Origin of the sequence: Comamonas sp. 7D-2 (assembly GCF_022749555.1) — a bacterium.
Lineage (GTDB): Bacteria > Pseudomonadota > Gammaproteobacteria > Burkholderiales > Burkholderiaceae_C > Comamonas > Comamonas thiooxydans.
Genome location: NZ_CP094238.1, coordinates 2,191,921 through 2,217,787 on the forward strand (window position 1 = coordinate 2,191,921; position 25,867 = coordinate 2,217,787).

26 protein-coding genes and 1 riboswitch are annotated in these 25,867 nt (G+C 62.5%); of the genes, 17 read left to right on the forward strand and 9 right to left on the reverse strand.

The window, feature by feature from the left end; all coding sequences use genetic code 11:
• Window positions 1-76: 76 nt before the first annotated feature.
• The 4 genes from MPZ60_RS10120 to MPZ60_RS10135 all read right to left on the reverse strand — a co-directional run bounded on the left by MPZ60_RS10120 (window position 77) and on the right by MPZ60_RS10135 (window position 2,736).
• Entirely contained in the window at window positions 77-976 is a 900-nt protein-coding gene (locus MPZ60_RS10120; RefSeq protein ID WP_034351822.1) for a PhzF family phenazine biosynthesis protein, read from the reverse strand.
• A 232-nt stretch (window positions 977-1,208) separates the two neighbouring features.
• On the reverse strand, window positions 1,209-1,694 hold the full coding sequence (locus MPZ60_RS10125) for a thermonuclease family protein (protein ID WP_034351823.1): 486 nt from the start codon (window positions 1,692-1,694) through the stop codon (window positions 1,209-1,211).
• 411 nt (window positions 1,695-2,105) lie between these two features.
• Window positions 2,106-2,486 carry a cell division protein ZapA gene (locus MPZ60_RS10130; protein ID WP_034351824.1) on the reverse strand — a complete coding sequence of 127 codons (381 nt, stop codon included), beginning with the start codon at window positions 2,484-2,486 and terminating at the stop codon, window positions 2,106-2,108.
• A 40-nt stretch (window positions 2,487-2,526) separates the two neighbouring features.
• A complete protein-coding gene (locus tag MPZ60_RS10135) occupies window positions 2,527-2,736 on the reverse strand; it encodes a hypothetical protein (protein WP_003063053.1) in 210 nt (69 codons plus the stop codon).
• A 241-nt stretch (window positions 2,737-2,977) separates the two neighbouring features.
• Window positions 2,978-3,219, forward strand: a riboswitch (cobalamin riboswitch).
• A gap of 67 nt (window positions 3,220-3,286) precedes the next feature.
• Between MPZ60_RS10135 and MPZ60_RS10140 the strand changes: the two genes are divergently transcribed.
• The 15 genes from MPZ60_RS10140 (at window position 3,287) to cobT (ending at window position 18,024) form a co-directional block, all read left to right on the forward strand.
• Entirely contained in the window at window positions 3,287-5,197 is a 1,911-nt protein-coding gene (locus tag MPZ60_RS10140; RefSeq protein ID WP_034351825.1) for a TonB-dependent receptor domain-containing protein, read from the forward strand.
• A 6-nt stretch (window positions 5,198-5,203) separates the two neighbouring features.
• The gene (locus MPZ60_RS10145) at window positions 5,204-6,616 is read left to right on the forward strand and encodes a cobyrinate a,c-diamide synthase (protein WP_034351826.1); all 1,413 of its coding nucleotides are present in this window, start codon (window positions 5,204-5,206) and stop codon (window positions 6,614-6,616) included.
• A 47-nt stretch (window positions 6,617-6,663) separates the two neighbouring features.
• Entirely contained in the window at window positions 6,664-7,245 is a 582-nt protein-coding gene (locus tag MPZ60_RS10150; RefSeq protein ID WP_034351827.1) for a bifunctional adenosylcobinamide kinase/adenosylcobinamide-phosphate guanylyltransferase, read from the forward strand.
• Window positions 7,242-8,153, forward strand: coding sequence for an ABC transporter substrate-binding protein (locus MPZ60_RS10155; RefSeq protein WP_034351828.1), 912 nt, complete (start codon window positions 7,242-7,244; stop codon window positions 8,151-8,153). Before MPZ60_RS10150 ends, MPZ60_RS10155 begins: the two co-directional genes overlap by 4 nt.
• On the forward strand, window positions 8,150-9,193 hold the full coding sequence (locus tag MPZ60_RS10160; protein ID WP_187771870.1) for an iron ABC transporter permease: 1,044 nt from the start codon (window positions 8,150-8,152) through the stop codon (window positions 9,191-9,193). The genes MPZ60_RS10155 and MPZ60_RS10160 overlap by 4 nt, the downstream gene beginning before the upstream one ends.
• Entirely contained in the window at window positions 9,190-9,987 is a 798-nt protein-coding gene (locus MPZ60_RS10165) for an ABC transporter ATP-binding protein (RefSeq protein ID WP_034351829.1), read from the forward strand. Before MPZ60_RS10160 ends, MPZ60_RS10165 begins: the two co-directional genes overlap by 4 nt.
• A 60-nt stretch (window positions 9,988-10,047) precedes the next feature.
• The gene (gene cobO / locus MPZ60_RS10170) at window positions 10,048-10,617 is read left to right on the forward strand and encodes a cob(I)yrinic acid a,c-diamide adenosyltransferase (protein ID WP_003080011.1); all 570 of its coding nucleotides are present in this window, start codon (window positions 10,048-10,050) and stop codon (window positions 10,615-10,617) included.
• A 36-nt stretch (window positions 10,618-10,653) separates the two neighbouring features.
• Entirely contained in the window at window positions 10,654-11,406 is a 753-nt protein-coding gene (gene bluB / locus MPZ60_RS10175; protein WP_034351830.1) for a 5,6-dimethylbenzimidazole synthase, read from the forward strand.
• Window positions 11,403-12,485 (forward strand): adenosylcobinamide-phosphate synthase CbiB, encoded by a 1,083-nt coding sequence (gene cbiB / locus MPZ60_RS10180; RefSeq protein ID WP_034351831.1) that lies wholly within the window; start codon window positions 11,403-11,405, stop codon window positions 12,483-12,485. Before bluB ends, cbiB begins: the two co-directional genes overlap by 4 nt.
• Window positions 12,478-13,485, forward strand: coding sequence for an aminotransferase class I/II-fold pyridoxal phosphate-dependent enzyme (locus MPZ60_RS10185; RefSeq protein WP_034351832.1), 1,008 nt, complete (start codon window positions 12,478-12,480; stop codon window positions 13,483-13,485). The genes cbiB and MPZ60_RS10185 overlap by 8 nt, the downstream gene beginning before the upstream one ends.
• A gap of 65 nt (window positions 13,486-13,550) precedes the next feature.
• Entirely contained in the window at window positions 13,551-14,336 is a 786-nt protein-coding gene (locus MPZ60_RS10190; RefSeq protein WP_034351856.1) for a HipA family kinase, read from the forward strand.
• A complete protein-coding gene (locus MPZ60_RS10195) occupies window positions 14,323-14,724 on the forward strand; it encodes a DUF3037 domain-containing protein (protein WP_034351833.1) in 402 nt (133 codons plus the stop codon). The genes MPZ60_RS10190 and MPZ60_RS10195 overlap by 14 nt, the downstream gene beginning before the upstream one ends.
• A 3-nt stretch (window positions 14,725-14,727) precedes the next feature.
• The gene (locus MPZ60_RS10200; protein ID WP_034351834.1) at window positions 14,728-16,194 is read left to right on the forward strand and encodes a cobyric acid synthase; all 1,467 of its coding nucleotides are present in this window, start codon (window positions 14,728-14,730) and stop codon (window positions 16,192-16,194) included.
• Between the two features lie 105 nt (window positions 16,195-16,299).
• Window positions 16,300-16,728, forward strand: a complete 429-nt coding sequence (locus MPZ60_RS10205; protein WP_034351857.1) for a hypothetical protein — start codon at window positions 16,300-16,302, stop codon at window positions 16,726-16,728.
• A 183-nt stretch (window positions 16,729-16,911) separates the two neighbouring features.
• On the forward strand, window positions 16,912-18,024 hold the full coding sequence (gene cobT / locus MPZ60_RS10210) for a nicotinate-nucleotide--dimethylbenzimidazole phosphoribosyltransferase (protein WP_034351835.1): 1,113 nt from the start codon (window positions 16,912-16,914) through the stop codon (window positions 18,022-18,024).
• A 55-nt stretch (window positions 18,025-18,079) separates the two neighbouring features.
• Here the strand turns inward: cobT and nth are convergent, their stop codons facing one another.
• The 3 genes from nth to MPZ60_RS25170 all read right to left on the reverse strand — a co-directional run bounded on the left by nth (window position 18,080) and on the right by MPZ60_RS25170 (window position 22,207).
• Complete coding sequence (gene nth / locus MPZ60_RS10215) at window positions 18,080-18,736, reverse strand: endonuclease III (RefSeq protein WP_034351836.1); 657 nt, start codon at window positions 18,734-18,736, stop codon at window positions 18,080-18,082.
• 87 nt (window positions 18,737-18,823) lie between these two features.
• Window positions 18,824-20,533 (reverse strand): ShlB/FhaC/HecB family hemolysin secretion/activation protein, encoded by a 1,710-nt coding sequence (locus MPZ60_RS10220; protein ID WP_242881752.1) that lies wholly within the window; start codon window positions 20,531-20,533, stop codon window positions 18,824-18,826.
• Window positions 20,534-20,665: 132 nt separating this feature from the next.
• Window positions 20,666-22,207 (reverse strand): collagen-like triple helix repeat-containing protein, encoded by a 1,542-nt coding sequence (locus tag MPZ60_RS25170; RefSeq protein WP_034351838.1) that lies wholly within the window; start codon window positions 22,205-22,207, stop codon window positions 20,666-20,668.
• Window positions 22,208-22,506: 299 nt separating this feature from the next.
• On the opposite strand from MPZ60_RS25170, the gene MPZ60_RS10240 reads away from it, so the two are divergent.
• A complete protein-coding gene (locus MPZ60_RS10240; RefSeq protein ID WP_003063017.1) occupies window positions 22,507-23,703 on the forward strand; it encodes a PLP-dependent aminotransferase family protein in 1,197 nt (398 codons plus the stop codon).
• Entirely contained in the window at window positions 23,700-23,921 is a 222-nt protein-coding gene (locus MPZ60_RS10245; protein ID WP_003063015.1) for a SlyX family protein, read from the forward strand. Before MPZ60_RS10240 ends, MPZ60_RS10245 begins: the two co-directional genes overlap by 4 nt.
• A 125-nt stretch (window positions 23,922-24,046) precedes the next feature.
• Here the strand turns inward: MPZ60_RS10245 and MPZ60_RS10250 are convergent, their stop codons facing one another.
• Window positions 24,047-24,190: a DUF3149 domain-containing protein gene (locus MPZ60_RS10250; protein ID WP_012837967.1), complete on the reverse strand. Its 144-nt coding sequence runs from the start codon at window positions 24,188-24,190 to the stop codon at window positions 24,047-24,049.
• A gap of 215 nt (window positions 24,191-24,405) precedes the next feature.
• Entirely contained in the window at window positions 24,406-25,833 is a 1,428-nt protein-coding gene (locus MPZ60_RS10255; protein ID WP_034351839.1) for a M20 family metallopeptidase, read from the reverse strand.
• Between the last annotated feature and the right edge of the window lie 34 nt (window positions 25,834-25,867).

Consider the following 25,867-nt stretch of genomic DNA (forward strand, 5'->3'; position numbering starts at 1 on the left):
CTATTGGTGCCCACGAGGCGCTGCTGAAGTTGGCTGCATTGCTCGTCGGTGCACGCCTCATGGATCGGGGGCGCTCTTATAGTTGGACCGTGCCTTGCATGCAGGTGACTGTGTGGCCTCCAATCCACAGTTGTTGCTGTGCATCCTGCTGCACGGACACTCGGCCGTTGCGACCCACACGGATCCCTTGGCTTGCCACGTAGGGCGCCTGCATATGTTTCTGGGCGATTAGCCACTGAGCCAGGCTGCCATTCAGGCTGCCGGTAACCGGGTCTTCCACACCGGTGGTGGAAAAGGCGCGCACTTCGAGCTGTGCCTGTGTCTCCTGACAGGCATTGCCGATCAGTGGCATCGCATTGGTGGCTCGATACAGAGCAGCCACCCCTACCTTATGGCCCAGGGCCTTGATGCGTGCCAAGTCGGGCTCCAGGCCGAGAACGCTGTCGGTATTGTCCAGCAGCAGGCACAGCCACTGTGCTCCATTGTCCAGGTGGGCGGCATCCTGCACCTGGGCTGCGTCTATGCCCAGAGCCTCGTAGATCAGGTGCAAATGGTCAGGCAGGGGCAGGGCCTGGTGGGCCGGAGTGGCGAATGCCAGGCCGTGGATCGAGCGCTGGATGGGGATCAGACCCTTGGCGCACTCTTGCACGATGCGCTCTGGATGCTTGGGGACCCCGCCCTGGGCGAGCCAAGCGTGGCAGGTGCCCAGCGTCGGGTAGCCGGCAAACGGCATTTCGGCAGTCGGGGTGAAGATGCGCACTCGATAGTCGGCGCCCTGGGCGCGGCCCGCGTCCGTCGGGGGCAGGACAAAGGTGGTCTCGGACAGGTTGGTCCAGCGCGCAAAGTTTTGCATCTGTGCATCGTCAAGGTCGCGCCCATCGAGCACTACAGTCACGGGGTTGCCGCGGTAGGGCACGGCCGTGAAGACATCCACGGTCATGAAAGGGCGGGGCTGAAGGGCGATGGCGGTGCTCATGGCGGAGGGATGTTGGTGTGGACAGCGGCAAACAGGAAGGCGCACAGCCTGCGAGACGCTGCGCGCGGGGCAGGGTATGCCTGCGACGAGGGTGACGCTGAATCATGTCATACGCTTGCTGGCGTTTTCACTTCGGAGCGGCTGCTTTGTGTTGCATCGACCGGTTGAATCCGCCCTGTGCAGCGGGCAATAACATGAAAATCCTGATCTGCTCGCTAGGGCGACAACCGACTTAGGGTTTGCAGAAAACCGCGCGAGTGCGCCGACTGCAAGGCACAGCCGGCTCTGGATCACGCCACAGCCCGACTTTGCGTGCCATGGCCTCTTGCTCGGCAAACTCATACTGTCCCCGCGCCTGGGGAGACTGTTCGTGGCCACGGGCGCGGTACCACCGGGCCATGCCTTGGGTGATCATGGCCAGGCCGGCATCGAGCGTGCGCGGCCCGCTGGGTGCCGATGCAGGCGTCACCCAAACAGAGCAGATCTGTCGCTGGTACCGATCTGTCTTGGTGCAGCGCAGTTCGGCCTCCTTAAGAAATGTCAGCTCAGCCAATGCTTGTCGGGCTCTCTCGCCGAATGGCTGCTTGCGCTCGGGTGCATCGATGCCCTGCAGCCTGACCGTGACCTGCTCATAAGCGCCAGGCTCACCGCAGCGCACGGTCAGGGTGCGACCGTCGGAGATGCCGATGACGAGGCAGAGAAGGGTGGCTGCAAGCATGGCTTCAGTCTATTGGGCAAGAAAAAGGCCCGCAACGCGGGCCAATCATCAATCCAGATAGATGCACAAGTTGTTGATTTCAATTGCCTGCGATTGCTCGGCTTTGTTTGATTCTTCAGGCCATCTTCATGGCTGGAAAGCAAGCAAATCAACAGCTTGTATGTGTAAAGGTGTCTGCAAATGCCACCGGCTCGTCATCCTGAACCGGGGGTTCAGGTGGGCAAGAGCAACCTATCGTTGGGTTCATCTGACGCGAGACGATCACGCTCAATAGGTGATTTATCAAGCCCATGCTCGTTGAGCATTGGTTCAAGGAAATATAAAAACCGGCAGATTTGCAGACGGTTTTATTCTAACGGGTATTGGCAGTCGCGCGGAGGTCATGACTGCTTTGCTGCTGAGGTTACCCAATCAGAGCAGCCTGGCGTCAGCATCCAGTGCCTGATCGAGCTTGAGCACCAGTTGCTCGGCAAGCTCCTGCTGGCGCTGCAGCTCAGCCTGGGCGGCCTCATTGATCTCGTGGGGCGCGAACTGCTCCTGAGCATGCGCCTGCATTTCTGCCTGGGCGTTGGCCATAAGGGCTTGCTGGGCATCGCGGTCAAGCACGTCGAAAGCCATATTGAGGGCTGCCAGCACTGCCACGCGCTCGCGCGAGCGGACCTTGCCGCTGTCGCGGATGCGGGTCATGGCTTCATCCACGCGGCGAACGGCTTCCTGCACACGTTCTTCTTGACCATCGGGGCAGGTCAGCACATAGCTTTGCTGCATGATTTGCACATCGATCTGCTTCATGGGCGTCAGTGGCGGGTCTGGTGATGGAGGGTGACGACTGTCACTCTCCCTGGTTGGCGGGCAGGCGTTCGATCAAGGCATCGACGCGCGCACGTGCGGCCTGCAGGCGCAGACGCAGCAAATCGCGCTCTTGCGTCAGAGCGATGACCTGATCGGTGAGCAGGGTGTTGGTGCGCTGCAGTTCCTCGTGGCGCACCAGCAGACGCTCTACGCGCTCGGCAATGAGATCAAGAGAGGGCTGGGTGGTCATAGACTCTGCCATTGTAGGTCTTGCAGTCCGTGGGTGAGTATAAATGTGCAGGCAAATTCAGCAGTTTGCGCTGGAGCACAGGCTGCTGGACTGCCGCAATCGTAAAACTGCAATATTTCTCTCAAAATCGTAGCGTGCTGCACAAGTTCTGTGTACCTCAAGTGCATATTTAAGGTAAAAAATCGTCACCTGAGCCGCGCTCGGTTACTCCGAATGAAGGATTTGCGCCGCGTGGCGCTCATTACAATGGGCGCCTGTTGGTGCTCGAGGTCGCTTTTCTGTGGTCTCAGTTCAACGGGAAGCAGGGAGGTGCTGGCCAGACACACTGGCACACCGAACCTGCGCTGCCCCCGCAACGGTCGGCGAATGGAATGCTGCGGCATTCCACCTTTTTCCCCATGGCCACTGGCGCTGCGCGCTGGGAAGGCCGGCAAGAGGATGATTCGCCTAGCCCGGATACCGGCCAACATGGGTTGCCTGCATTCTGTGCAGGTATGTTTGCTCAATGTCGGCGGGTAGGCTGATGTGGGCGTATTCAAGTGTGCTTTCCATGAGTCCGCAATCTTCGTCCCTGCGCATGGCGCAGGTGGCTTCGCGCGCACGCGCATCGTTTGTTCTCCGTCCCACTCTTCTGGCATCTGCGTTGGCCGTGGCGTTTGCCGCACAGGCTCAATCAGCTGCACAGGCCGATGCGGTGCACATGAAAGAAACCGTGGTCACCGCCAATCGCATCGAGCAGCCTTTGTCCGATCTGGTGGCCGATATGTCGGTGGTGGGCCGTGAAACGATTGAAACTGCGGGTGCCGTGGGTGTGGCCGATGTGCTCTCGCGTCTGCCGGGTGTGCAGATGGTGCGCAACGGCGGCGCCGGCTCGACCACCAGCGTTTATCTGCGTGGTGCCGACACGCGTTTCACAGCCGTCTATATCGATGGTGTGCGAGTGGATTCGCAGTCCACGGGCGGAGCCTCCTGGCAGGACATCCCACTGGAAGCGATCGACCGAATTGAAGTGTTGCGTGGCCCGGCTGCGGCTGTTTACGGTTCTGACGCCATGGGCGGCGTGGTGCAGATCTTTACCAAAAAGGGTGAGGGCAAAGCCAAGCCCTATGTGGGCCTGGGCTGGGGCAGTCGTGGCACGGTGAAGGCGCAGACCGGCGTCAGCGGCGGTGTGGCCGGCTGGGATTACAGCCTTGGTGTTTCGCATGCCAGCAGCAACGGCTTCAATGCCAAGACCTCTGCGGGCTTCAATCCCGATGCCGATGGTTATCGCAGCAACGCCTTCAACGGGCGGGTGGGCTACCAGATCAACAGCAATCACCGTGTTGAAGCCACGGCTCTGACCAGCTATATGAACGCGGGTTATGACGCCCCTGTCTCCAAGGCCAGCCCCATGGCCGACGACCGCAGCATCTACAAGATGAATGCGGTAGGCCTGAACTGGCTGGCCAAGTGGAGCGATGTCTACAGTACGCGCCTGCAGTACACGCAGTCGCGCGATTTTTACCAGACCAAGCCCAGTGTCTATGAAACCGATACGCGTTTGCACAACTATCTGTTCCAGAACGAATGGCGGCTGGGAGCGCAGACCGTGACGGCTGCGCTGGAACGCCGCGAGGACAAGCTGGTCAACAACGGCCTGGATATCGGCAGCCGCAATCGCTCTCAGAACGCACTGGCGCTGGGCTATGGCCTGCATGCTGGCAAGCACACACTGCAGCTCAATGCCCGTCATGACCGCGACAGTGAATTTGGCGGCCACACAACGGGCAGCGCTGCATACGGCTATGAGTTTATGCCCAACTGGCGCGCAACCGCATCGGCCGGCACTGCCTTTCGTGCACCTACGCTCTATCAGCGCTTCAGCCAATATGGCGATGCCAGTCTGTCGCCGGAAAAAGGCCGCAATGTGGAACTGGGCCTGAAATGGGGCAAAGGCAGCGACAGCTTCTCGGCTACGCTTTATCGCAACAATGTCTCCAATCTCATCAACTATGTAGGCAATACCGGCTCCTGTGCGGGCAATACCGGCCCTTACGGCGGCTGCTATGCCAACGTGGCCAAGGCTCGTTACGAAGGCATCACCCTGGCCGCGACCACCCGTTTGGCCATGGTGAATCTGCAAGGTTCGGTGGACCTCCAGGATCCGCGCGATACCGATAAGGATCTGCAACTGGCTCGCCGCTCCAAGCGCTACGCCAATCTGTCTGCCGACACCACGCTGGCCGGCTGGAGGCTGGGTGCCGAAATGCAGGCTGCCGGAAAGCGCTTTGACGATGCCGCCAACAAGACCGTGCTGGGCGGTTACACGCTCTGGAATCTGAGTGCGCAAAAGCAGCTGACGCGTGAATGGAGCCTGGTGGCACGCGTCAACAACCTGGCCGACAAGCGCTATGAGCTGGCCCGAACCTATGCCACCGAAGGCCGCAGCGGCTATATCGGTGTGAAGTGGGAAGCCAGGTAAGAGGCCATGACAGTCATCGCAATGCATGAACCCGGCCTGCGTTGCCCGGCGTTGCTGATCAGTGCTCCGGCCTCCGGCCAGGGCAAGACCACCATCACGGCTGCCCTGGCTCGCCTGCATGCGCGCCAGGGACGCAAGGTGCGCGTATTCAAGTGCGGGCCGGATTTTCTGGACCCTTATTGGCACGAGCTGGCCAGCGGTTCGCCCGTGCATTCGGTGGATTTGTGGATGACGGGCGAGGGGGATGTGCGCCAGCGTCTGCATGAGGCGGCCCAGGAAGCAGATCTGATTCTTGTCGAAGGCGTGATGGGCTTGTTCGACGGCAATTTCAGCGCTGGCGATCTGGCGCTGCTGCTGGGTCTGCCTGTGCTGGCCGTGGTCGATGCCTCGGCCATGGCGGGCACTTTCGGGGCGCTGGCCTATGGCTTGCAGCATTACCGTGACGGTCTGCGCTGGGCCGGCATGCTGGCCAACCGCGTGGCCACGGCCCATCATGCCGATCTGCTCAGGCAAGGCCTGCGCGAACAGTCGCTGTGGCTGGGCGCCATGCCCGGTGTGCAACTGGGCGATGCAGCGGTCAAGGCCAAGTCTGCGGCGCTGCTGCCGGAGCGTCACCTGGGCCTGATCGCCGCCCACGAGCTTGGCGATGCCCTGCAGCGCCTGGATGCTGCGGCCGACGCCCTGGCCCAGACTCCCCTGGGGCAACGGGCCTGGAGCTCGGACGACGGTCAGCCCAGCTGGCAGGACTGGTGCGTGGACTTTGCAGCGCCGGACATGTCCGGCGATCAAGCTCGGGTGGAGCATTGGCTGAGCGGCCGCCGCATTGCCATTGCGCGCGATGCGGCGTTTTCCTTTATTTATCCCGCCAATCTGGACTGTCTGCGTGTCATGGGGGCCGAGTTGTGCTTTTTCTCGCCGCTGGCTGGCGATGCGCTGCCGCCCTGCGATGCGATCTGGCTGCCCGGCGGCTATCCGGAGCTGCATGCCCGGGCCCTGCATGAGAACCGGCAGTTGCGCGACGGCATTGCAGAGCATATGGCGCAGGGCAAGCCCGTCTGGGCCGAGTGCGGCGGCATGCTTGCCCTGTGTGATGGAGTAACTGCCCTGGACGGCAGCACCCAGCCCATGTGGGGGCTGCTGCCAGGTCAGGTTGTGATGCAGAGCCGGCTTGGCGGTCTGGGCATGCAGCAGCTGGCGCTCGATATGGGCTTGCTGCGCGGCCATACCTTTCACTACACAAGGCTGGAGACGGCCATGCCGGTGCTCACGCGCAGCAGCCGTCCCGGCGCAGCCGTACAGGCAGACCGTGGCGAGGCACTTTATCAATATGGCAGTGTGCGGGCCAGTTACTTTCATGCCTGGTTTCCGTCCTGCCCATCGGCTGTGGCGGCGCTTTTTGGCGCAACAATCGAAGACTGAACCTTTAGTCCATCACCATGAGCCCTGCAAGCACAGTCTCCTTCGTCATGCCGCGTACCCAGCTGATACTGGGCGGGCAGAAAAGCGGCAAATCCCGTCGTGCAGAGCTGCTGGCGCGCCAGTGGCTGCAGACGGATGCCGGGAATCAGGCTGCGCTGGTGGCGACCGGCCAGGCCTGGGATGCGGAAATGAGCGAGCGCATTGCGCGCCACCAGCGCGACCGCGCCGAGCGCGTGCCAGGCATGCTGACCATAGAGGAGCCTCGCGAGCTGGCCCAGGTGCTGGCCCAGCACGGCAGCCCGCAGCGGCTGCTGGTGATTGATTGCCTGACCTTGTGGCTGACAAACTGGCTGATGCCGGTGCAGACCGGGAACTCCGAAGACAGCCAATCTCCAGCTCCCGACTGGCAATCACAGCTAGCACTCTTTCTGAAAGCGCTTGATGAAGCAGCCGGCCCCGTCATTCTGGTCGGCAACGAAATCGGTCTGGGCGTGATTCCCATGGGGCGCGAAGTGCGCGCCTTTGTCGATGCGCTGGGCTTGCTAAATCAGCAGGCGGCAGCGCATTGTGAAAGTGTCACGCTGATGTGCGCCGGCTTGCCTCTGGCATTGAAAGGGCCGCAGGCATGAGGGCCACCGTAAAACAGTTTGCCGCTGCTGCGCTGCTTGTTTGCGGCCTGGCTGGGGCTTTGTCGGTGGCGGCGCAGTCCGTGCAGATCACCGATGCACGTGGCGCGCAGGTGCAATTGGCCAAACCGCCGCAGCGTATCGTCAGCCTGCTGCCCTCGCTCACCGAGAGCCTGTGCGCACTGGGCGGTTGCGAACGTCTGGTGGGGGTGGATCGCTATTCCAATTGGCCAGCCCATGTGAAGACCTTGCCCGTGGTGGGTGGCGGGCTGGATCCGAATATCGAGGCTATTGTGGCGCTAAAGCCAGATCTGGTGCTGGTTTCCATGGCATCACGGGCCATTGCGCGAATGGAGGCGCTGGGCCTCAAGGTGGTGGCGCTGGAGCCGCGCACCCACGAGGAAGCGCGTACCGTGATGCAGAAAATAGGTCAGCTGCTCGCCTTGCCGCCCACACAGGGCGCAGACCGCGTCTGGGCCGGAATCGAGGCCGACCTGAACAAGGCCGCTGCAAGCGTGCCCGAAGCCATGCGCGGTCAGCGTGTGTACTTTGAAGCCAGTCGCGGCCCGTATGCCGCCGGTGAAAAATCCTTTATCGGCCAGACACTGACGCGGCTGCATCTGCGCAACGTGGTCGACGCCAGGCAAGGGCCGTTTCCGCGCCTGAATCCCGAATATGTGGTCAAGCTGGATCCTGACATTCTGATGGCTGGCGAGCGAGCCTGGAAAACCGGTGTGCCGGAATACCCGGGCTGGGCCCAGATGCGGGTGGTGAAGCAGGGCGCGATCTGCGCCTTCACGCCCGAGCAATCCGACATTCTGGTGCGCCCAGGCCCCCGCATGGCCGAGGGGGCGCAAATCATTGCCCAGTGTCTGCAGCGTCTGGCGGCGAGGCAGGGCAATAGCCCATGAAGGCCTGCATCTCCAGTCGTCATCGCAGGGGGCAGCGCGGGCTGGCCGCTGCTTGGCTGCTGCTGTGGCTGACGCTGGCTGCTGCTTTGCTGGCGCTGCTGGGCGCGGGTATCGGCAGTACGGGTTTTGAGAGCGTACTCAATGCCCGCCAAGACCCGCTAGCCTGGCAGATCGTGATGGATATTCGCCTGCCACGCACGGCGGCGGCCTTGCTGGCCGGAGGCCTGCTGGGGCTGGCCGGAGCGGTGGCGCAGGGCGTGTTTCGCAACCCCCTGGCTGATCCTTATTTGCTGGGCAGTGCCTCGGGCGCATCGCTTGGGGTGGCGCTGGCCATGGCCGCCCTGGGTGTCTCTCCTTTCGCTTTGGCCGGCCTGGCGCGCTGGGGCGTGACGGGCGCGGCTTTTGCGGGTGCCGTGCTTGCCGTGGTGCTGACCCTGGTGCTGGCCAAGGGCGTGCAGAACACCATGCGCCTGCTGCTGGCCGGCGTGGTAGTGGGTGTGGTGCTGGGCGCCGCCGCATCGCTGGTGTTGCTGATGAACCCCGACATCATGCAGGCCATGCAGTCTTTCATGCTGGGCAGCACGGCGTTTGCGGGCTGGCCTGCCTGCAGGCTGATGCTGTGGGTGCTGTTGCCCACGCTGGTGCTGTCATGGAGCCTGAGCCGCGTGCTCGACGGGCTGGCACTCGGCGAGGCCACGGCCCATAGTCTGGGTCTGCAGCTGGCGCCGCTGCGCCTGCTGCTGATCGTGCTGCTGGCGCTGGCCACGGGCACCGCCGTGGCGCAGACCGGTTTGATCGCTTTTGTAGGCCTGGCTGCGCCCCATCTGGTGCGTTCCATGGTGCGCGCGCTGCACCGCTGGCTGCTGGTGCTCAGCAGTCTGATGGGGGCGGTGCTGCTGCTGGCCGCCGACCTGCTGGCGCGATGGTTGATTGCGCCTCAGGAACTGCCGGTGGGCGTGCTCACCGCCGTGCTGGGCGGCAGCTATCTGCTCTGGCTGATGCACAAGCGTGGCGCCATGCCGTCTGGAGAGGGCTCATGAGCAGCAATATCGAGACCGGAATCGCGTTGGCGACCGAGACTCTGAGCGTGCAGCTGGGCGAGCGCGAGGTGCTGCGTCAGATCAGCCTGCGCATTCCCCAGGGCCGCTGGACGGCCATCGTTGGCCCCAATGGCGCGGGTAAATCCACGCTGCTGCGCGCCATGGCAGGCATGCGTGCCGCCAACCAGCGGCAAGGCGGCGCGGTGCTTTTGCAGGGCCGTGAGCTGGGCGACTGGAATGGCCGCGAGCGTGCCAAGGCCCTGGCCTGGCTGGGCCAGAATCAGCCTGTTGCGGCCGATATGGCCGTGTATGACGTGGTCATGCTGGGGCGTTTGCCCCACCAGGGTTGGCTGGCTCCGGCCTCGAACGCCGACCGGCAGGCCGTGGAGCAGGCGCTGCGCCAGACCCATGCCTGGGACTGGCGCCAGCGCAGCATAGGCCAGCTATCGGGAGGTGAACGTCAGCGCGTGCTGCTGGCAAGGGCCCTGGCCGTGCAGGCACGGACTCTGCTGATGGATGAGCCACTGGCCAATCTTGACCCGCCGCACCAGACCGACTGGATGCTGGCGGCCCGCAGTCTGGTGCAGCAAGGCGCGACCCTGGTCAGCGTGCTGCACGAGTTGTCCTTCGCCTTGCTGGCTGACGAAATGGTCGTCATGCAGGCCGGCCGTATCACCCACCAGGGCGCTTGCAGCGATCCCGCCACCCATGCCGCGCTGGAGTCCGTGTTTGACCGGCGCATACAGGTGCGCGAACTCGATGGCCTGTGGCTGGCCTTGCCGCGCCTGAGCTGAGTCCGGCTGAAATTCTTGATTTTTTGCCCTTTAGCCCTTGATAGACAAGCGAGATTAGCTATGAATATTGAAACTCCTCCCACCGAGAAGCCTTACGAAAAGCCCGAGGGCGAACGCCGCGGTCTGATCATCGTCAACACCGGCAATGGCAAGGGCAAGAGCACGGCCGCCTTTGGTCTGGCCTTCCGAGCCACGGGGCGGGGAAAGGCCGTCAAGGTCTATCAGTTCATGAAGGTGCCAACGGCCCGCTTTGGCGAGCACCGCCTGGCCGAGCAGGTCGGTCTGCCCATTGAAGGACTGGGCGATGGCTTCAGTTGGAAGAGCAAGGATCTCGATCACTCCGCCCAGCTGGCGCGTGACGGCTGGGAAAAGGCCAAGGCCGATATTCTCTCGGGCGAGCTGTTTCTGGTCGTGCTCGACGAGATCACCTATCCGTTGATCTACGGCTGGCTGCCGCTGCAGGAGGTGCTGGACACGCTCAAGGCGCGTCCCAAGGATGTGCATGTCTGCCTCACGGGCCGCCGCTGCCCGCAGGAGATCATCGACATCGCCGACACGGTGACCGAGATGACGCTGATCAAACATGCCTTCCAGGCGGGTATTCCCGCTCAAAGAGGTATCGAAGACTGATGGCTTTTGCCATGTCTGTGGCGCGACAATAGTTCCATGACCGAATCCAAGACCAGCTCCTTCGCGACGATTGCCGCAACGCCTTTCACCGAGGCCGAGCGGGCTGCCGTCTACCGCGCCATCTATGAGCGCCGCGACATGCGTCATTTTGCGGGCGGTAAGGTCCCCGACGAGGTCTTGCTGCGCCTGTTGCGTGCAGCGCATCACGCGCCCAGCGTGGGGTTCATGCAGCCCTGGCGCTTTATTCGGGTCAAGAGTGCCGAATTGCGCCTGCGGATCCACGGTCTGATCGAGGAGGAGCGCGTGCGCACCGCCCATGCCCTGGGCGAACGTGAAGAAGACTTCATGAAGCTCAAGGTTCAGGGTGTGCTCGATGCGGCCGAGGTGCTGGTTGTCGCCATGCCGCCGGGACGCGAGGCGCATATCTTCGGTCGCCGCACCCTGCCCGAGATGGACATCGCCAGCAGCGCCTGTGCCATCCAGAATCTCTGGCTGGCCGCGCGTGCCGAAGGTCTGGGCATGGGCTGGGTCTCGATCTTCGATCCGCTGGCGCTGGCAAGGCTGTTGCAGATGCCTGAAGGTGCCCACCCGCTGGGCGTGCTCTGCCTGGGCCCAGTCGATGCCTACTATGCCGAGCCCATGTTGCAGCAGGAAAAATGGGCCTGCCGTGCGCCTCTGGAAGACATGCTGATGGACGATGTCTGGGACGACTCGCGTGTGGTGGCCGCGGCGACCAAGGGCAAGCCGGGCAGCGGGCCGTGCGCCGCGAAGGACAAAACAGACGCATGACAAGTTTTGGCTGGACTGAGCTGATCGGTCTTTCTCTCAGTCCGCTGGCATGGCTCTATCAGACATTTACCGCCAGTGATCTGGCGGCGCCCAACTGGGCTGCCAATGTGCAAGCCGGCTTGCTGGCCTTGCTGGTTGCCTTGCTGCTGGACCGGCTTTGGGGCGAGCCGCCGGTGTGGCTGCACCCCGTGGTGCTGATGGGCAAATTGCTGGGCTGGTCGGGGCAGGCGCTTGCACCGCGTGTTGAGGTGCAGAGTGACTATCTGCGTTTTGGCCTTGCAGCGATTGTCTGGTGTGCGCTGGCAGCTCTGTTTTTCATGGTTTATGGCCTCGCCCAGTTCATGCTGGGTTTTGCACCCTGGTGGCTCTGGGGGCTGGTGATGGGGGTGTTGCTCAAGCCGCTGCTGTCCTGGCGCATGCTCAAGGATGAGGTGCTTGCCGTGGAGGCCGCACTGCAGCAATCGCTGCCCGCAGGGCGGGAGCGTCTGAGCTGGCTGGTGAGTCGCGACACGACACAGCTGGACGCAGCCACCGTGCGCGAAAGCGCCATCGAGACGCTGGCCGAGAACCTCAGCGACTCCGTGATCGCTCCGCTGTTCTGGTTTGCCGTGGCCGGCTTGCCCGGGGCGGCCGTCTATCGTTTTGCCAATACGGCCGATGCCATGTGGGGCTACCCCGGCTGGCGAGGCCAGGGCGAGCGCCGCCGCCACTGGCAATGGGCGGGCAAATGGGCGGCCCGCGCCGACGATGTGCTGAACTGGATTCCGGCGCGCATCACTGCAATGTGGCTGGCGCTGCTGGCCGGCGGCCTATCCTGGAGCGATTTGAGGCGCGATGCAGCCGTGACGCCATCGCCCAATGGCGGCTGGCCAATGGGAGCCATGGCGCAGGCACTGGGGGTTCAGCTTTCCAAGCCCGGCGTCTATCGACTCAACCCGCAGGGACGGGCACCGCAGGCGGCTGATCTGAAGCTGTCTGTAAAATTGGCATCAAAAGTGATCAAGTTGCATGTGCTGCTTGCATTGATTGCTATGATTTTGATGTTTCTGTGGAGAGGAAGGCTGCTTGCCAATGTTTGATGTGAATGCGGCAGCCATGCATGGCGGTACCGATGCGCTGGGCGTTCCGGCGCATGATTTTTCGACCAATCGCAATGCCTGCGGGCCTTGTCCCATGGCCGTGAAGGCGTTGCAGGCCGCCCATGTAGCGCAATACCCCGATCCGCAATACGGGGCATTGCGCGCGCAGCTGGCGGCTTTTCATGGCGTGGCGGTAGAGCGCATCCTGATCGGCGGCAGCAGCAGCGAGCTGATTCATCGCCTCACGTTGCACGCTGTGCGCAGCGGTGCCAAAAGCGTGCAGTTTCCCCAGCATCACTATGGCGACTATCTGCAGGCCGCGCGGGTGTGGCGGCTGGCGCTGTGCCGCCGTACAGAAGCGGTCGTGGCGCCGGTGGCCAGCTGGGCCTGCGAGCCTTCAAGCCCGCTGGGGACGATGGAAGACATCTGGCCTGCCTGGCAGCAGCCGCCGGCGCAGAAGGAATGGCGCGTGCTGGACTGCGCCTACCGTCCGCTATGGCTGGAGGACCAGCCACCCGAGCGCAATCTCGACACGGTCTGGCAGTTGTGGACGCCGAACAAGGCGCTGGGCATGACGGGTGTGCGCGCTGCCTATGCGATTGCGCCCATGCAGGCCGCAGCGGCAGAGCTGCAGGCGCTGAATGCGCTGGCGGCCTCCTGGGTGGTGGGCTCGCATGGAGTGGCCATGCTGCAGGCCTGGGTGACGGACGAGGCGCAGCAATGGCTGGCCCATAGCCTCATGACTTTGCGCCGCTGGAAGGCGCAGCAGCTGGCGCTGTGCGAGAAGCTGGGCTGGCAGGTCGTTCCCGGTCATCAGGCCAATTACTTTGTCGCAGGTCTGCCGCAGGCAGAGCTTGCGGCGCCTCTGGCCGGCCTGCGTGCCCAGGGCATCAAGCTGCGGGACTGTGCAAGCTTTGGTCTGGCTGGCCATGTGCGGTTGGGTGTGCTGCCGCCCGTGTCGCAGGCCGCGCTGGAGCAGGCCTGGAAAAGCATCCAATGACCTTGCCGATCAGACCTGATGGGCGCAAGGCGCTACCATTTCCCATGGACACTGAAACCTTGAAGCTGCGCTCGGTGCTGGTGGAGCGCTATGTCACGCCGCTGCGCGAAGGCGGCTCCATGCCGGCAATTGTCGAGACCGACGATCTGGGCACCTATGTGCTCAAGTTCCGGGGCGCCGGGCAGGGCGTGCGCGCGTTGATGGCCGAGATCATCTCTGGCGGCATGGCACGTGCGCTGGGCCTGCCGGTGCCTGAAATCGTGCTGCTGCACTTGAACGGCGACCTGTCCCGCACCGAATCCGACCCCGAGATTCAGGACCTGATTCGCGCCAGCGACGGGCTGAACGTGGGGCTGGACTATCTGCCGGGCTCCATCAACTTTGACCCGGCGGTGGACGTGGTGGACGACGACTTTGCATCGCGCCTCGTGTGGTTCGACACCCTGGTCAGCAATGTGGACCGCACGGCGCGAAACACCAATATGCTGATGTACCAGAAGCAGCCCTGGCTGATCGATCATGGTGCGAGTCTGACCTTTCACCATGCCTGGAACGGAAAGGTTGCCGATCCGGCCAAGCCTTTTGCGCCCAGTGCCGAGCATGTGCTGCTGCCGCAGGCCAGCCAGCTGGCGCAACTGGATGCGCAACTGGCCGCCAAGCTTGGGCCCGAAGTGCTCAAGAGCATCGTGGACGAGGTGCCCGACTGCTTTCTGGAGCAGGCCGCCGCCGACAAAGAGGGCGATGTGCTCAGGAATGTGCAGGCCCATCGCGCGGCCTATGTGAATTATTTCGTGGCCCGGCTTGCCGAGCGTGGCCGCTGGTTGCAAGGAGTGATCGATGCACGCGCATGAGGTCTACGACTACGCCATCGTGCGGGTAGTGCCGCGCGTGGAGCGTGAGGAATTTGTGAACGCGGGTGTGATCCTCTCCTGCCAGCGCATCGGTCATCTGCAGGCTGCCGTGGCCCTTGACGAACAGCGTCTGCTGGCGCTGGACCCGAATGTGGATCTGGAGGCCGTGCACCGTCACCTGGGCTCCATTGTGGCCATCTGCGAAGGTCGGGTCGATGGTGGGCCGATTGCGCAGTTGCCCATGCGTGCACGCTATCACTGGCTCACGGCCAAGCGCAGCAGCATCATCCAGACCTCGCCCTCGCATATGGGCATGTGTACCCATCCCGGCGAGGCGCTGGCCAGAATCCTGCAGCGCGTGGTGCTGCCGATCCCAACAGAGACTTAAGACATGACAGCACGTTGCATCATGGTGCTGGGCACCAGCAGTGGCGCGGGCAAAAGCTGGGTGGCCACGGCACTGTGCGCCTACTACCGCAGCCAGGGCCTGAAGGTTGCGCCGTTCAAGGCGCAGAACATGAGCAACAACGCGCGCGTTGTGGCCACGCCCGAGGGTCGCTGGGGCGAGATCGGCACGGCGCAGTATCTGCAGGCCCTGGCGGCGGGGGCCGTGCCCGATGTGCGCATGAACCCGCTGCTGCTCAAGCCCGAGGCCGACACGCGCAGCCAGGTCGTGTTGTTCGGCCAGGTCAATGAGGAGCTGAGCGCCATGCCCTGGAGAGGTCGCAGCCTCAAGGTCTGGCCGCAGATCGCGCAGGCGCTGGACGAGCTGCGTGCCGAAAACGATGTGGTGGTGATCGAAGGCGCCGGCTCCCCGGCCGAAATCAATCTGCATGCCAGCGATGTGGTCAATATGCGTGTGGCCAAACATTGCAATGCACATTGCCTGCTGGTCTCGGACATAGACCGCGGCGGCGCCTTTGCCCATCTCTACGGCACCTGGGCACTGCTGCCCGAGGATGAGCAAAAGCTCATCAAGGGCTTTGTGCTCAACAAGTTCCGGGGCGATGCAGCTTTGCTGGCACCGGCGCCCCAGATGCTGGAAGAGAAGACGGGGGTGCCCACGGTGGCCTGCATTCCCATGCAGTTCCAGCACGGTCTGCCTGAGGAGGACGGCGTGTTCGATGATCGCGGCAGCACAGGAGCCGGGCGGGCCGTTCACACCACGATTGCCATCATCGCCTATCCGCGCATCAGCAATCTCGATGAATTTCAGCCCCTGCTGCAAGTGCCGGGCGTGCGCGTGGTATGGGCTCGCTCTCCCGCGCAACTCGCCGAGGCGGACTGGGTCATTCTGCCGGGCAGCAAGGCCACGGCTGCCGACCTGGCCTGGATGCGTGCACAAGGGCTGGATGCAGCCGTCGTCGCTCATGCCGGACTCGGCAAGCGCGTGCTGGGCATTTGCGGCGGTCTGCAGATGCTGGGCGAGGCGCTGATCGATCTGCATGGAGTGGACGGCAATGCCGCAGGCCTGGGTCTGCTGCCGCTGGCGACCCTGTTTGCGCAGGACAAGACCGTGCAACCCACGACCCTGCAACTGCCTGCGTTGCAAGCCCCATGGAATGCCCTGAGTGGCGTGCCCGCACGTGGCTACGAGATCCACCACGGCCAGACCCAGCTGCGTTCCGACATGCAGACGGCCAGCGTGCGACCGGCTCAGGAGCTGTTGCCCGGCATGCTATGGCAGGGAGGCAACAGCGCTGTCATCGGTACCTATCTACATGGCCTGTTTGAAAACGCCGAGGTAATTCATGCGCTGTTCGGCCACGATGCACCCAGCCTGGAGCAGGTGTTTGCGCGGCTGGCGCAGGGCGTGGGGCAATGGTTTGAGCCGACCGCGCTCCAGGCTTCGGTCTGATTTGTAGGACTGTTCCTGCGGACGCATAGCCGCTGAGCCGATAAGTCCTGCCTGAGAGTGAGTGCAAGCTGACCGAGCTATTTACTTTTCGGAATGGAGTTGCGTATGGCTTTTTTCAAGGTTCAGACTCTTCAACTAGCTTTGGGTGCAGCGGTTTTGTCGCTGGCAGGCATGGCCTGCGCACAAGTGGATGCAGCCAAGCCGGCGGCTGAAGCAGCTGCGATGGATGCGGCCAAGCCTGCGATGAAAAAGCACCACCACCGCCATCATCACAAGGGCCAGCGTCCCATGCGTGAGAGCAATTCGTCTTCACGCGAGGCGATGGCGGCAAGTGCCGAAGCCAAAAAGGGCAAGCTCGACGACGGCCAAGGCCTCAGCCAGTACGAGCGCAATGCCTACGCCCGCTGCGGTGTGTTCAAGACCGAAATCGACCAGCAGGCCTGTATGGCACGTGTCAAGGACGGCGCTGTCAGCGGCTCGGTCAAGGATGGCGGCATCCTGCGCGAAATCACGGTTGAGGAAGTCATTCGCTGAGGCTTTTGCCGCGTCTTCAGCCAAGGCCCTTAGGGGCCTTTTTCATGCCGCTCCTGAGCAATCGGCGAACTTGGCGTTTCGGTGCCGATGAAAGCGCGATACTTGCAGGATCGCAAAAGCGTGCCTTCTGCATCCCGGTGGTGGATGGCACTCAGGCCTGATGCACCGGGAATGACTGCAAGCATGAGTTCCGCTTCTTTTTCCGAATTCCCACCATCCACCCTCTGGTCCTGCCCGCAGGTGCAGGATATCCATGACGCGGCGCTGCAAGCCCGTGTCCAGCATCGCCTGGATTTCAAGACCAAGCCCCAGGGATCGCTGGGCGTGCTGGAGCAACTGGCTTTGCGCATTGCCGGCATCGTGGGTTGCGAGACTCCCAATCTGTATGCACCGCAGATGGTGGTGTTCGCTGCGGATCATGGACTGGCTGCTCAGGGTGTGTCGGCCTATCCGGTCGACGTGACCTGGCAGATGGTGGAGAACTTCCTCGCTGGCGGCGCGGCCGTAAGCGTGCTGTCTTTGCAGAACGGAATTGATCTGAATGTCGTGGACTGCGGCGTGGCCCGCGACTTTGAGGTGCGCGAGCAGGATCCTGCGCACAAGCTTCCCAAGGCTCATGAGCCACGCCTGTGGCGGCGCAAGGTGGCCTATGGCACGGCGGACTGCAGCCAGGGCCCGGCCATGAGCGAAGCGCAATGTGCGATGGCGCTTCGCAATGGCGGGGAACTGGTCAAGAAACTGCCGGGCAATGCGCTGTTGCTGGGCGAGATGGGCATAGGCAATACATCCAGCGCTTCATTGCTGCTGGCGCGTCTGTGCGGCGAGCCGATAGAGGAAGTGACCGGGGTGGGCACGGGCCTGAGCAGCGAAGGCCTGGCGCGCAAGATCGCAGTGCTCGGGCGGGTGCTGGATTTTCACGCCGACGTGCAAGATCCACTGGCTGTACTGGCAGCTATGGGCGGACTGGAGATCGCCACCATGACTGGAGCTGTGCTGCAGGCCGCTGCCGAACGCCGCCTGATCGTGGTGGACGGCTTTATCACCACGGCCGCCGTGCTGGTGGCCAGCCGCCTGCAGCCCCATGTGCTGCAGCGCTGCGTGTATGCGCATCGATCGGGTGAACCGGGTCATGCCCGCCTGCTGGCCCACCTTCAGGCCCAACCCATGCTGGACTGGCAGTTGCGCCTGGGTGAAGGTTCTGGCGCGGCGTTGGTCTGGCCGCTGCTGCGCTCGGCCTGCACCATGCTCAATGAGATGGCCAGCTTTGAATCGGCTGGCGTCAGCGGCAAGAGCTGAGGAGCTTGAAAAGATATAGCTGAAAGCGCTTTGTGGATATGCATTTGAGGCGTTTTCAGCTCTTTTTCCCAGCTGCCGGTGCCGGGGTTTTGGGTGTGAAATCGCAGTATTTTGAAGCCACGCATTCCCAGCAGCGGGGCTTGCGCGCCTGGCAGACATAGCGGCCCAGCAGGATCAGCCAGTGATGGGAGTCCACCGCGTATTCGTCGGGTACGCGCTTGAGCAGCTGCTTTTCGACTTCCAGCGGATTCTTGCCAGGTGCCAGCCCCGTTCGGTTGCTGACGCGGAAGATGTGCGTGTCCACGGCCATGGTGGGCTGACCGAAAGCCACGTTGAGCACCACATTGGCGGTCTTGCGGCCTACACCGGGAAGGGCTTCCAGCTCTTCGCGGGTTCTGGGTACTTGGCCGCCATGCAGCTGAACCAGCATGCGGCAGGTTTCCATCAGATGCTTGGCCTTGCTGCGGTACAGGCCTATGGTCTTGATGTAGCTCTCCAGCCCCTCAAGCCCCAGATCCAGAATGGCCTGCGGAGTGTTGGCAACAGGAAAAAGCTTGCGCGTGGCCTTGTTCACCCCTACGTCGGTGGCCTGGGCAGACAGCAGCACGGCGGTCAGCAACTCGAACACCGTGGTGTATTCCAGCTCGGTTTGTGGCGTGGGGTTGGCGGCCTTGAGCGCAGCAAAAAACGGCGCTATATCGTTTTTCTTCATGGGCGATATTGTGGCTTGTCGTTCAGGGGGCAACAAAGAAAAAGCCGCTGCGTTACACAGCGGCTCGGCAGGCGGAATCGCAGCAAGTCAGGGATCCAGGTTGTAGCTCAATACAAGGCTGTAGCGCAGTTCCCTATCGGGATTGTTGACAGAGCGATCGCCCAGCGGCTTGCTCATGGCAAGGTCCAGTGCGTAGTGGCGGCTGTCGGAGAGGCGCAGCCCCAGGCTGGCAGAGCGCAGCGTATTGCCGCTGACGCCGCTGGTCTGCTGATGCGTACGCGCCCATTCGTAGAGCAGATAGGGCTCGGCCGACTTGATCCAGGCCTGGTTGATGAGGAATTGGTAGTTGAGCTCGGCACTGGCGCCTACGCCGGAATCGCCTGAGAACTCGCCAGCCTGATAGCCGCGGCCAAAGCGGGTGGATCCAAAGGAGATTTTCTCCGGGATGGGAAGAATGTCGGCACTGTATTGCCCGCCCACGGCAAAAGCGGCGCCCATCTTGTTCGCGAAGCGATGGCGCTGTGCATAGTCGGCGGTGATGCGTGTGAAGTCCAGCTTGGCAGGGCTTTCAAGCTTTTGCAGCAAGCCCTGCCGATAGTAGAGGTCCAGAATCTTGTAGGCCCCCAGGCTGTCCAGGCCGTGGGCCAGCAGTACCGAAGCCGAGCGGGTAGTGTTCTTGCCAAAGGACGCCCAGGCCATTTGCGCATAGAGCGTGCGAACCTTTTCCTCGCGCAGCAGGGAGGCCTGGCTATCGGCCAGTTCACGGCTGTAATTGATGGCATACAGACCTGCCGTGGTGCTGAGCTGGGTGGTATTGCTCAAGATCCATGGGTGGCTGATATTGAAGTCCAGCTTGCGCTGCTGTGTCAGGTCATCAATACCGGGAATGCGCGTTGCCGGCGGGTTGAAGCTGCGGTAGTCGGAATAGCTGACACGTGCCTGCGTGCCCTCTGGTGTCAACTGCTGAGTGAAACCGATGCTGCCGAAACGCTCCTTGTCGGGGTTTTGCAACATCGCCGAAGCCTGAAGCTGGCTGCCTGACCACAGAGGGTCGTTCAGGGTGAGGGAGGCAATGATGCGCGGCGTGGGCTTGCGCGCCTCGCCCCCAACGGTGACGGCAATGGGCTTGTGCTTGGATTTGATGACCAGGGGCACCGCACCATCGGTGGTGGTCGGCAGATTTGCCGACGCGGTGATCTGCACTCCGGGAAGGCGTGCCATCAGCTGGGTCTGGTGCTGAAAGGTCTTGGTGGTCAAAGGCCTCTCATTGAGCAGCGGCTGGGCAATTTCGCGTATCTGGTCCTCGGAGCGGCCGAAATTTCCCTCCAGATTCAAGCTCTGCACATAGCCTTCGACCACGATGACCTGCACCGCGCCATTGGCAAAGTCCTGCGGAGGAAGGTAGGCAAAAGAAAGGGCGTAGCCATGGCGTTGATACAGCTCGCTGACCTTCTGGGTCGCGGCGTTGAGCTCGCCCACCGTATGCGTGCCATTGATGAAGGGCGTGAAAAGCGCGCTGACCTCCTCGAAAGGAATCGCCGTGCTTCCCTGCACATTGACGCCACGTACTGCGACCCGGAGGTTGATGAGATCCTGAAGACTTGGCTGGGGCTTGTCTATCTGCACCGGTACCTGCCTGGGCTGCTGCTGCAGATTCTTTGCAGCTTCGGGTGTCTGGGGCAGGCTGTTGAGCGGGTTGCCAGCCTGCTGTGACCAGGCCAGAGGAGCCCAGGCTGCAAGTGCCAACGCCTGAATCCTGGAGCCGATGCGGCCCTGTGGTTTTGCTTTTGACTGCAAAAGTCCCTCCTGTTCTATTTTTATGACTCTCATTGTTCCCTACATCCCCAGAACTGGGTATGGGGCTGTCGTAAAAAAGCCCGCCTGCAGGCGGGCCAGGCTCAAGCGGTGTACAGACCACCGCCGTTCCCCTTATTTGCTGGTGGCTACCGCTCCACCGCCCAGGCCGAGCGCCAGATTGCCGCCCAGCAGTCCACCCAGCAGGCCGCCCGAGGAGCTTGCACTACCTGCTGCTCCTGCGCCTGCAGCGACATTGGTCACGCCGCCAAGTACACCGCCCACAAGGCCGGTGACTGCGCCAACGGTGTTGCCGACCAGGCCAGTCACCGCAGTGCCTGCACTGCCGCTGCCTCCTGCTGGAGCGCCTGCCGATCCCGTGACACCGCCGACAAGCCCTGTGACGCCGCCCAACACGCCTCCGACCAGATTGCCTGCTCCTGCGACAGGGCCACCGGCATTGCCGCCACCGCTTGCTCCACCGGTCACACCACCGACCAGGCCCGTAACGCCGCCCAGCACGCCGCCGACAATATTGCCTGCTCCACCAGCGGAGCCGCCTGCGCCGCCCGTGACATTGCCAAGTACGCCACCGAGCAGGCCGCCGCTAGGTGTGCCGGGGCCTGTCACCACGCCGCCCAGGCCGGCCACGGTCTGGCCGACGCCCGAGACCACACCGCCCAGCGGAGCAACAACGGGAACTCCGGTGCTGGTGACGGAAGCTCCCGCATGATTGACGACTCCGCCCACGGTACCCAGCAAGCTGTTAACCGGCTGGCCCAGGCCAGTGGTCTGAACCAGATTCTGGGTGGTACCGAGCACGGTGCTCAATACCGGTGTGGCGACCTGGCTGACCTGAGTCGTAAGGCCCGAGACCAGCGGGTTGCCGGTCAGCTTTGCCACCGTGCCCTCGACGCCGGAAACGGTGGTGCCCAGGATTTGCACCGTGCCGCCCGCCAGGCCCGCCACATCGCCGACTACGCCAAGCTGAGGAGTGTCCAGCGCACTGACCGTCTTGCCTGCCGAAGTGACCGCAGCGCCCAGATAGCCGACAGCAGGAGCCACACCTTGCAAGGTGGTGCCGATGGGGTCGGCCGTCTTGCCGATCTGGCCCAGGCCTGCGCTGACGCCGCTACCCACGCTGTTGACGGCATTGTTCACATTGCCAAGTATGCCGCCGGCCGGCTGGGCCACACCGCTCAGAGGCGTGCCGTTGGTGGCCGTGCCCAGAGTGGAGGTCACAATGTTGTTGACGTCGCTGATGACGCCGCCTGTTCCGGAAAGCGTTCCTGTGACATCCGCCACGGTGTCGCGCACCGGCGTGAGCGGAGTGCTTGCCACAGGCGGGTTGCCCGTGCCGCCATCACCGCCACCGGTGTTGCCACCACCAGTACCGCCGCCTGTGCCTCCACCTGTTCCACCGCCAGTTCCACCTCCGGTACCGCCACCAGTGCCACCGCCGGTGCCCCCACCAGTGCCCCCACCAGTGCCGCCTCCGGCAACAACATCTCCACCGCCGGTGCCGTCGGGTCCGAGGTCGCTGCGCAGAGAGCCGCTAGAGCCACAGGCAGCCAGACTGGCAACCAAGGCTACGGCACACAGGCTGCGCAGGCTCAACGGGGTCTTGCCGTCAATGGCAACAGACAGTGCCTTGCCGGTAAAAGTAGTAGTACGCATAAATCCTCCATCCCAAAAACAAGTGAAAAAATCCGTCAAATACGCGGTCCGTTGATCGGTAGGCGTATGTTCTTGTCAGAGCCTTGGCGCTGTCCAATTCAAAGTTTGAGACACGAAGTTATGCGCAATTAACAATTGCTATCAACTTTTGTTGTTTGGTAGGAGTTTGATTACTTGCAGCATGGAATAGCGCCTACATAAAAGCCACTTCCTGTCTCTGGGGCGATTCGCGCGCCACAATGGGCATCTGCCGCTCAAGCAGCGACGAGATTCCCGTAGCGCTTTAACCAAGAAAACGTATGCAATTTGCCAAACGACTCGATAACGTAGAAACCTCTGCGATCCGCGAACTCTTCAAGCTGCTGGGCAAGCCAGGCATCATCAGCTTTGCGGGCGGCTTTCCGGACAGCGCCATGTTTGACGTAGCGGGCATCAGCGCTGCCTCCGCGGCAGCCCTGCAGCAGGAGGCAGGAGCCGCATTGCAGTACGGTGCGACAGAGGGCTACCAGCCGCTGCGCGAGCAACTGTCGTCCTTTATGGCCGGCAAGGGCGTGCCCGATGTGGCGCCCGATCAACTCATCGTCACCACCGGCAGCCAGCAGGCACTGGACTTGCTGGGCAAGACCATGGTGGGAGAGGGTGACAAGGTCATCGTCGAAGGCCCGACTTTCCTGGCCACGATTCAGTGTTTCCGCCTCTATGGCGCAGAGGTGATCTCCGCCCCTGTGGACGAGCATGGCGTGAAGACCGACGAACTGGAAAAGCTGATTGCCGAGCACAAGCCCAAGCTGGTCTATCTGATCCCGACCTTTGGCAACCCCAGTGGTGCCATGCTGAGTCTGGAACGACGCAAAAAGGTGCTGGAGCTGGCCGTCAAGTACCAGACTCTGGTGGTGGAAGACGACCCCTACGGCGATCTGTACTTCAATGAAGCGCCTCCTGCCAGCCTGCTGTCGCTGACACGCGAAGTTCCTGGCAGCCGAGAGTGGCTGGCTCACTGCGGTTCATTGTCCAAGGTGCTCAGCCCCGGTCTGCGTATCGGCTGGCTGATTGCACATCCCGAATTGCTTGCTCGCGCCGTGATGTGCAAGCAGTTCAGCGATGCCCATACCAGCACCTTTGCACAGGCCACTGCAGCCCAGTATCTGAAGTCCGGCGCCATGCCCAAGACCCTGGCCCATGTGCGCGAGGTCTATGCCAAGCGTGCCGAGACCATGGGCGATGCGCTGCGCGAGCAACTGGGCGATGCCGTCGAGTTCGTACAGCCTGCCGGCGGTCTGTTCATGTGGGTGCGCCTGACGGGCGCGCGTGGCCAATTGGCGGATGCGGCCGTGCTGGCCAAGAAGGCCATTGAAGAGGGCGTGGCCTTTGTACCGGGCGCTCCGTTCTATGCACAGAACCCCGATACGGCGACCTTCCGCCTCTCGTTTGCCACGGCTGACGAGGACAAGATTCGCGCAGGCATTGCTCGTCTTGCCAAGGCGCTGAAGTCATGAGCGACAGTCACGAAGCCTTGCAAGAGCGAATCATGGAGCTGGAGATCAAGGCCAGCTACACAGAGGATTTGCTTGAGCAACTCAATATGACGATCTACCGCCAGCAGCAGCAGATTGATCTGTTGATCAACGAGGTGAGGGAACTCAAGCGCCAAGCGCCAGAAGGCGGGGGCGCGATGGTGCGCAATCTGCGCGACGAGTTGCCACCGCATTACTGAGCACGCTGGGCGATGCGGTCAAGAAAAAGGCCGGAGTGAAAGCTCCGGCCTTTTTTGCACTCAAACCGTGTCATATCGCCAGCAACCCAAGGTAGTGCATGCGCAGCGTGCTATGAAGCCTGGATTTACTCCAACGGGGTGCTGGCAACGTTCTTCATCTTGCCCAGGAAGAGGCGCGTAAAGAAAGCGGCCATGACGATGATCAGCAAAATCACGGCCAGGCTCATCAGCCCGTAGTCGGTGGAAAAGAGATCGATCATCAGCTTCATGGTGCCTCCCTGTTGAGTTTCCGCAGTCTTGCGGCATGTCTCACTATGGCCGCTCGGCCTGGCCGGGGGCTTGTGTTGCATCAAGCTTTGACTGCTGCCGCTTTGAGGCAGAGCAAGCTGGCGCGCATGGCGAATCCTCAATCCTGGCGGGCGTTTTCAGGGACTTTTGCTTTGAAGTTACCGAAATTCCTTTCAGAGGAGGAACCGTTGCCAACTTACTTTCGCAAAAAGGGCAGGGCTACCTCTGCAGGAATGGGGCAGACATAGGGCTTGCCCTCGCGGCGTTGCAGTAGTTCTTCCTTGGCGCGTTCCAGCAACTCGGGTTGTGCGAACAGCTCCACGGCGGTGGCTGTCAGAATTTTTGCGGCGTGCACCATGCCGGTGTGAGCCAGGCCGGACTGCCCTTGCGACACCATCTGCCAGGAGTGCAGCGGCGTGCCGAAAGCATAGCAGGCCACCCAGGCCTGAACGGTGGGCGTGATCCAGCTCACATCGGCCACGTCGGTGGAGCCGAACATAATGTCTTTGGCGTTCGGGTCGTAGGGCGTCAGACCTTCAAAAATGGCCGGCACCTTGCCGCGCAGCACGCTCGCCAAAGGGCGGCTGACGGCATCGACATCGTTTTTGTCCAGCGTGGCCTGGAACTGGCCGGCAACAGCATGCGCTTGTGCATCGGCTTGCAACTGTCCCAGTGCCTGCATCTGCGCATGCATCACGCTGTTCAGCGTGCTGTTTTGCAGCAGATTGGAACAGGCCTTGTCGAAGACGATTTCGAGCTTGCAGTCCGTCATCAGCGCGGCACCACGCGCCACGTTCTGAACGCGCTCATAGAGTTCGGCGGCTTCGTGGTTGCGTGCTGCCCGCACCAGATACAGCACTTCGGCGCGCGCCTGCACGACATTGGGCGACAGCCCACCGCTATCGGTAACGGCGTAGTGCACGCGGGCGTCCGAGGGCATGTGCTCGCGCAAATAGTTCACCCCCACGTTCATCAGCTCCACTGCATCCAAGGCACTGCGGCCAAGGTGGGGCGAGTGCGCGGCATGCGATGCCTTGCCATGGAAGACAAACTTTGCCTGAATATTGGCCAGCGTGCTTTGGCTGAACAGACCGGTGTAGCTGGCTGGGTGCCAGGTCAGTGCTGCATCCACATCATCGAACACGCCGGCGCGGGCCATGAAGGTCTTGCCGGAGCCGCCTTCCTCGGCTGGACAGCCGTAATAGCGCACGCGTCCGCTCGTGCCGGTGCTTTTCAGGTGCTGCTGCAGCGCAATTGCGGCAAAGTGCGCAGAAGTTCCCAGCAGGTGGTGGCCGCAGCCGTGGCCGGCCAGACCGGGGCTGTCGGTAGACGGGGTGCAAACCAGAGCACCGCTTTGCTGGTTCAGGCCTGACAGGGCGTCGTATTCACCCAGCAAGGCAATGACCGGGCCTGCATCGCCCCATTCGGCCATGAAGGCGGTGGGAATGCCTGCTACATCGCGGGTGATGCGAAAGCCAGCCTGCTGCAGCGCGTCGATGTGCAGCTGGACCGAAGCGTTCTCGGCATAGCGCAGCTCGGCCAGAGACCAGATCTGGTCGGCCAATGCCGTCATGCGCGGTGTCTCGCGTTGAAAAAAATCCTGCAGGGCGCTCATCGCTTGCATGGCAAAAGGGTCCTTGAGCTGTGGTGAAGAAGAT

Excerpts from the sequence above, each read along its gene's own strand:
- MPZ60_RS10120 (WP_034351822.1), bottom strand. The coding sequence starts at position 976 with ATGAGCACCGCCATCGCCCTTCAGCCCCGCCCTTTCATGACCGTGGAT.
- MPZ60_RS10125 (WP_034351823.1), bottom strand. The coding sequence starts at position 1,694 with ATGCTTGCAGCCACCCTTCTCTGCCTCGTCATCGGCATCTCCGACGGT.
- MPZ60_RS10130 (WP_034351824.1), bottom strand. The coding sequence starts at position 2,486 with ATGAAGCAGATCGATGTGCAAATCATGCAGCAAAGCTATGTGCTGACC.
- MPZ60_RS10135 (WP_003063053.1), bottom strand. The coding sequence starts at position 2,736 with ATGACCACCCAGCCCTCTCTTGATCTCATTGCCGAGCGCGTAGAGCGT.
- MPZ60_RS10140 (WP_034351825.1), top strand. The coding sequence starts at position 3,287 with ATGAGTCCGCAATCTTCGTCCCTGCGCATGGCGCAGGTGGCTTCGCGC.
- MPZ60_RS10145 (WP_034351826.1), top strand. The coding sequence starts at position 5,204 with ATGACAGTCATCGCAATGCATGAACCCGGCCTGCGTTGCCCGGCGTTG.
- MPZ60_RS10150 (WP_034351827.1), top strand. The coding sequence starts at position 6,664 with ATGCCGCGTACCCAGCTGATACTGGGCGGGCAGAAAAGCGGCAAATCC.
- MPZ60_RS10155 (WP_034351828.1), top strand. The coding sequence starts at position 7,242 with ATGAGGGCCACCGTAAAACAGTTTGCCGCTGCTGCGCTGCTTGTTTGC.
- MPZ60_RS10160 (WP_187771870.1), top strand. The coding sequence starts at position 8,150 with ATGAAGGCCTGCATCTCCAGTCGTCATCGCAGGGGGCAGCGCGGGCTG.
- MPZ60_RS10165 (WP_034351829.1), top strand. The coding sequence starts at position 9,190 with ATGAGCAGCAATATCGAGACCGGAATCGCGTTGGCGACCGAGACTCTG.
- cobO (WP_003080011.1), top strand. The coding sequence starts at position 10,048 with ATGAATATTGAAACTCCTCCCACCGAGAAGCCTTACGAAAAGCCCGAG.
- bluB (WP_034351830.1), top strand. The coding sequence starts at position 10,654 with ATGACCGAATCCAAGACCAGCTCCTTCGCGACGATTGCCGCAACGCCT.
- cbiB (WP_034351831.1), top strand. The coding sequence starts at position 11,403 with ATGACAAGTTTTGGCTGGACTGAGCTGATCGGTCTTTCTCTCAGTCCG.
- MPZ60_RS10185 (WP_034351832.1), top strand. The coding sequence starts at position 12,478 with ATGTTTGATGTGAATGCGGCAGCCATGCATGGCGGTACCGATGCGCTG.
- MPZ60_RS10195 (WP_034351833.1), top strand. The coding sequence starts at position 14,323 with ATGCACGCGCATGAGGTCTACGACTACGCCATCGTGCGGGTAGTGCCG.
- MPZ60_RS10200 (WP_034351834.1), top strand. The coding sequence starts at position 14,728 with ATGACAGCACGTTGCATCATGGTGCTGGGCACCAGCAGTGGCGCGGGC.
- MPZ60_RS10205 (WP_034351857.1), top strand. The coding sequence starts at position 16,300 with ATGGCTTTTTTCAAGGTTCAGACTCTTCAACTAGCTTTGGGTGCAGCG.
- cobT (WP_034351835.1), top strand. The coding sequence starts at position 16,912 with ATGAGTTCCGCTTCTTTTTCCGAATTCCCACCATCCACCCTCTGGTCC.
- nth (WP_034351836.1), bottom strand. The coding sequence starts at position 18,736 with ATGAAGAAAAACGATATAGCGCCGTTTTTTGCTGCGCTCAAGGCCGCC.
- MPZ60_RS25170 (WP_034351838.1), bottom strand. The coding sequence starts at position 22,207 with ATGCGTACTACTACTTTTACCGGCAAGGCACTGTCTGTTGCCATTGAC.
- MPZ60_RS10240 (WP_003063017.1), top strand. The coding sequence starts at position 22,507 with ATGCAATTTGCCAAACGACTCGATAACGTAGAAACCTCTGCGATCCGC.
- MPZ60_RS10245 (WP_003063015.1), top strand. The coding sequence starts at position 23,700 with ATGAGCGACAGTCACGAAGCCTTGCAAGAGCGAATCATGGAGCTGGAG.
- MPZ60_RS10250 (WP_012837967.1), bottom strand. The coding sequence starts at position 24,190 with ATGAAGCTGATGATCGATCTCTTTTCCACCGACTACGGGCTGATGAGC.
- MPZ60_RS10255 (WP_034351839.1), bottom strand. The coding sequence starts at position 25,833 with ATGCAAGCGATGAGCGCCCTGCAGGATTTTTTTCAACGCGAGACACCG.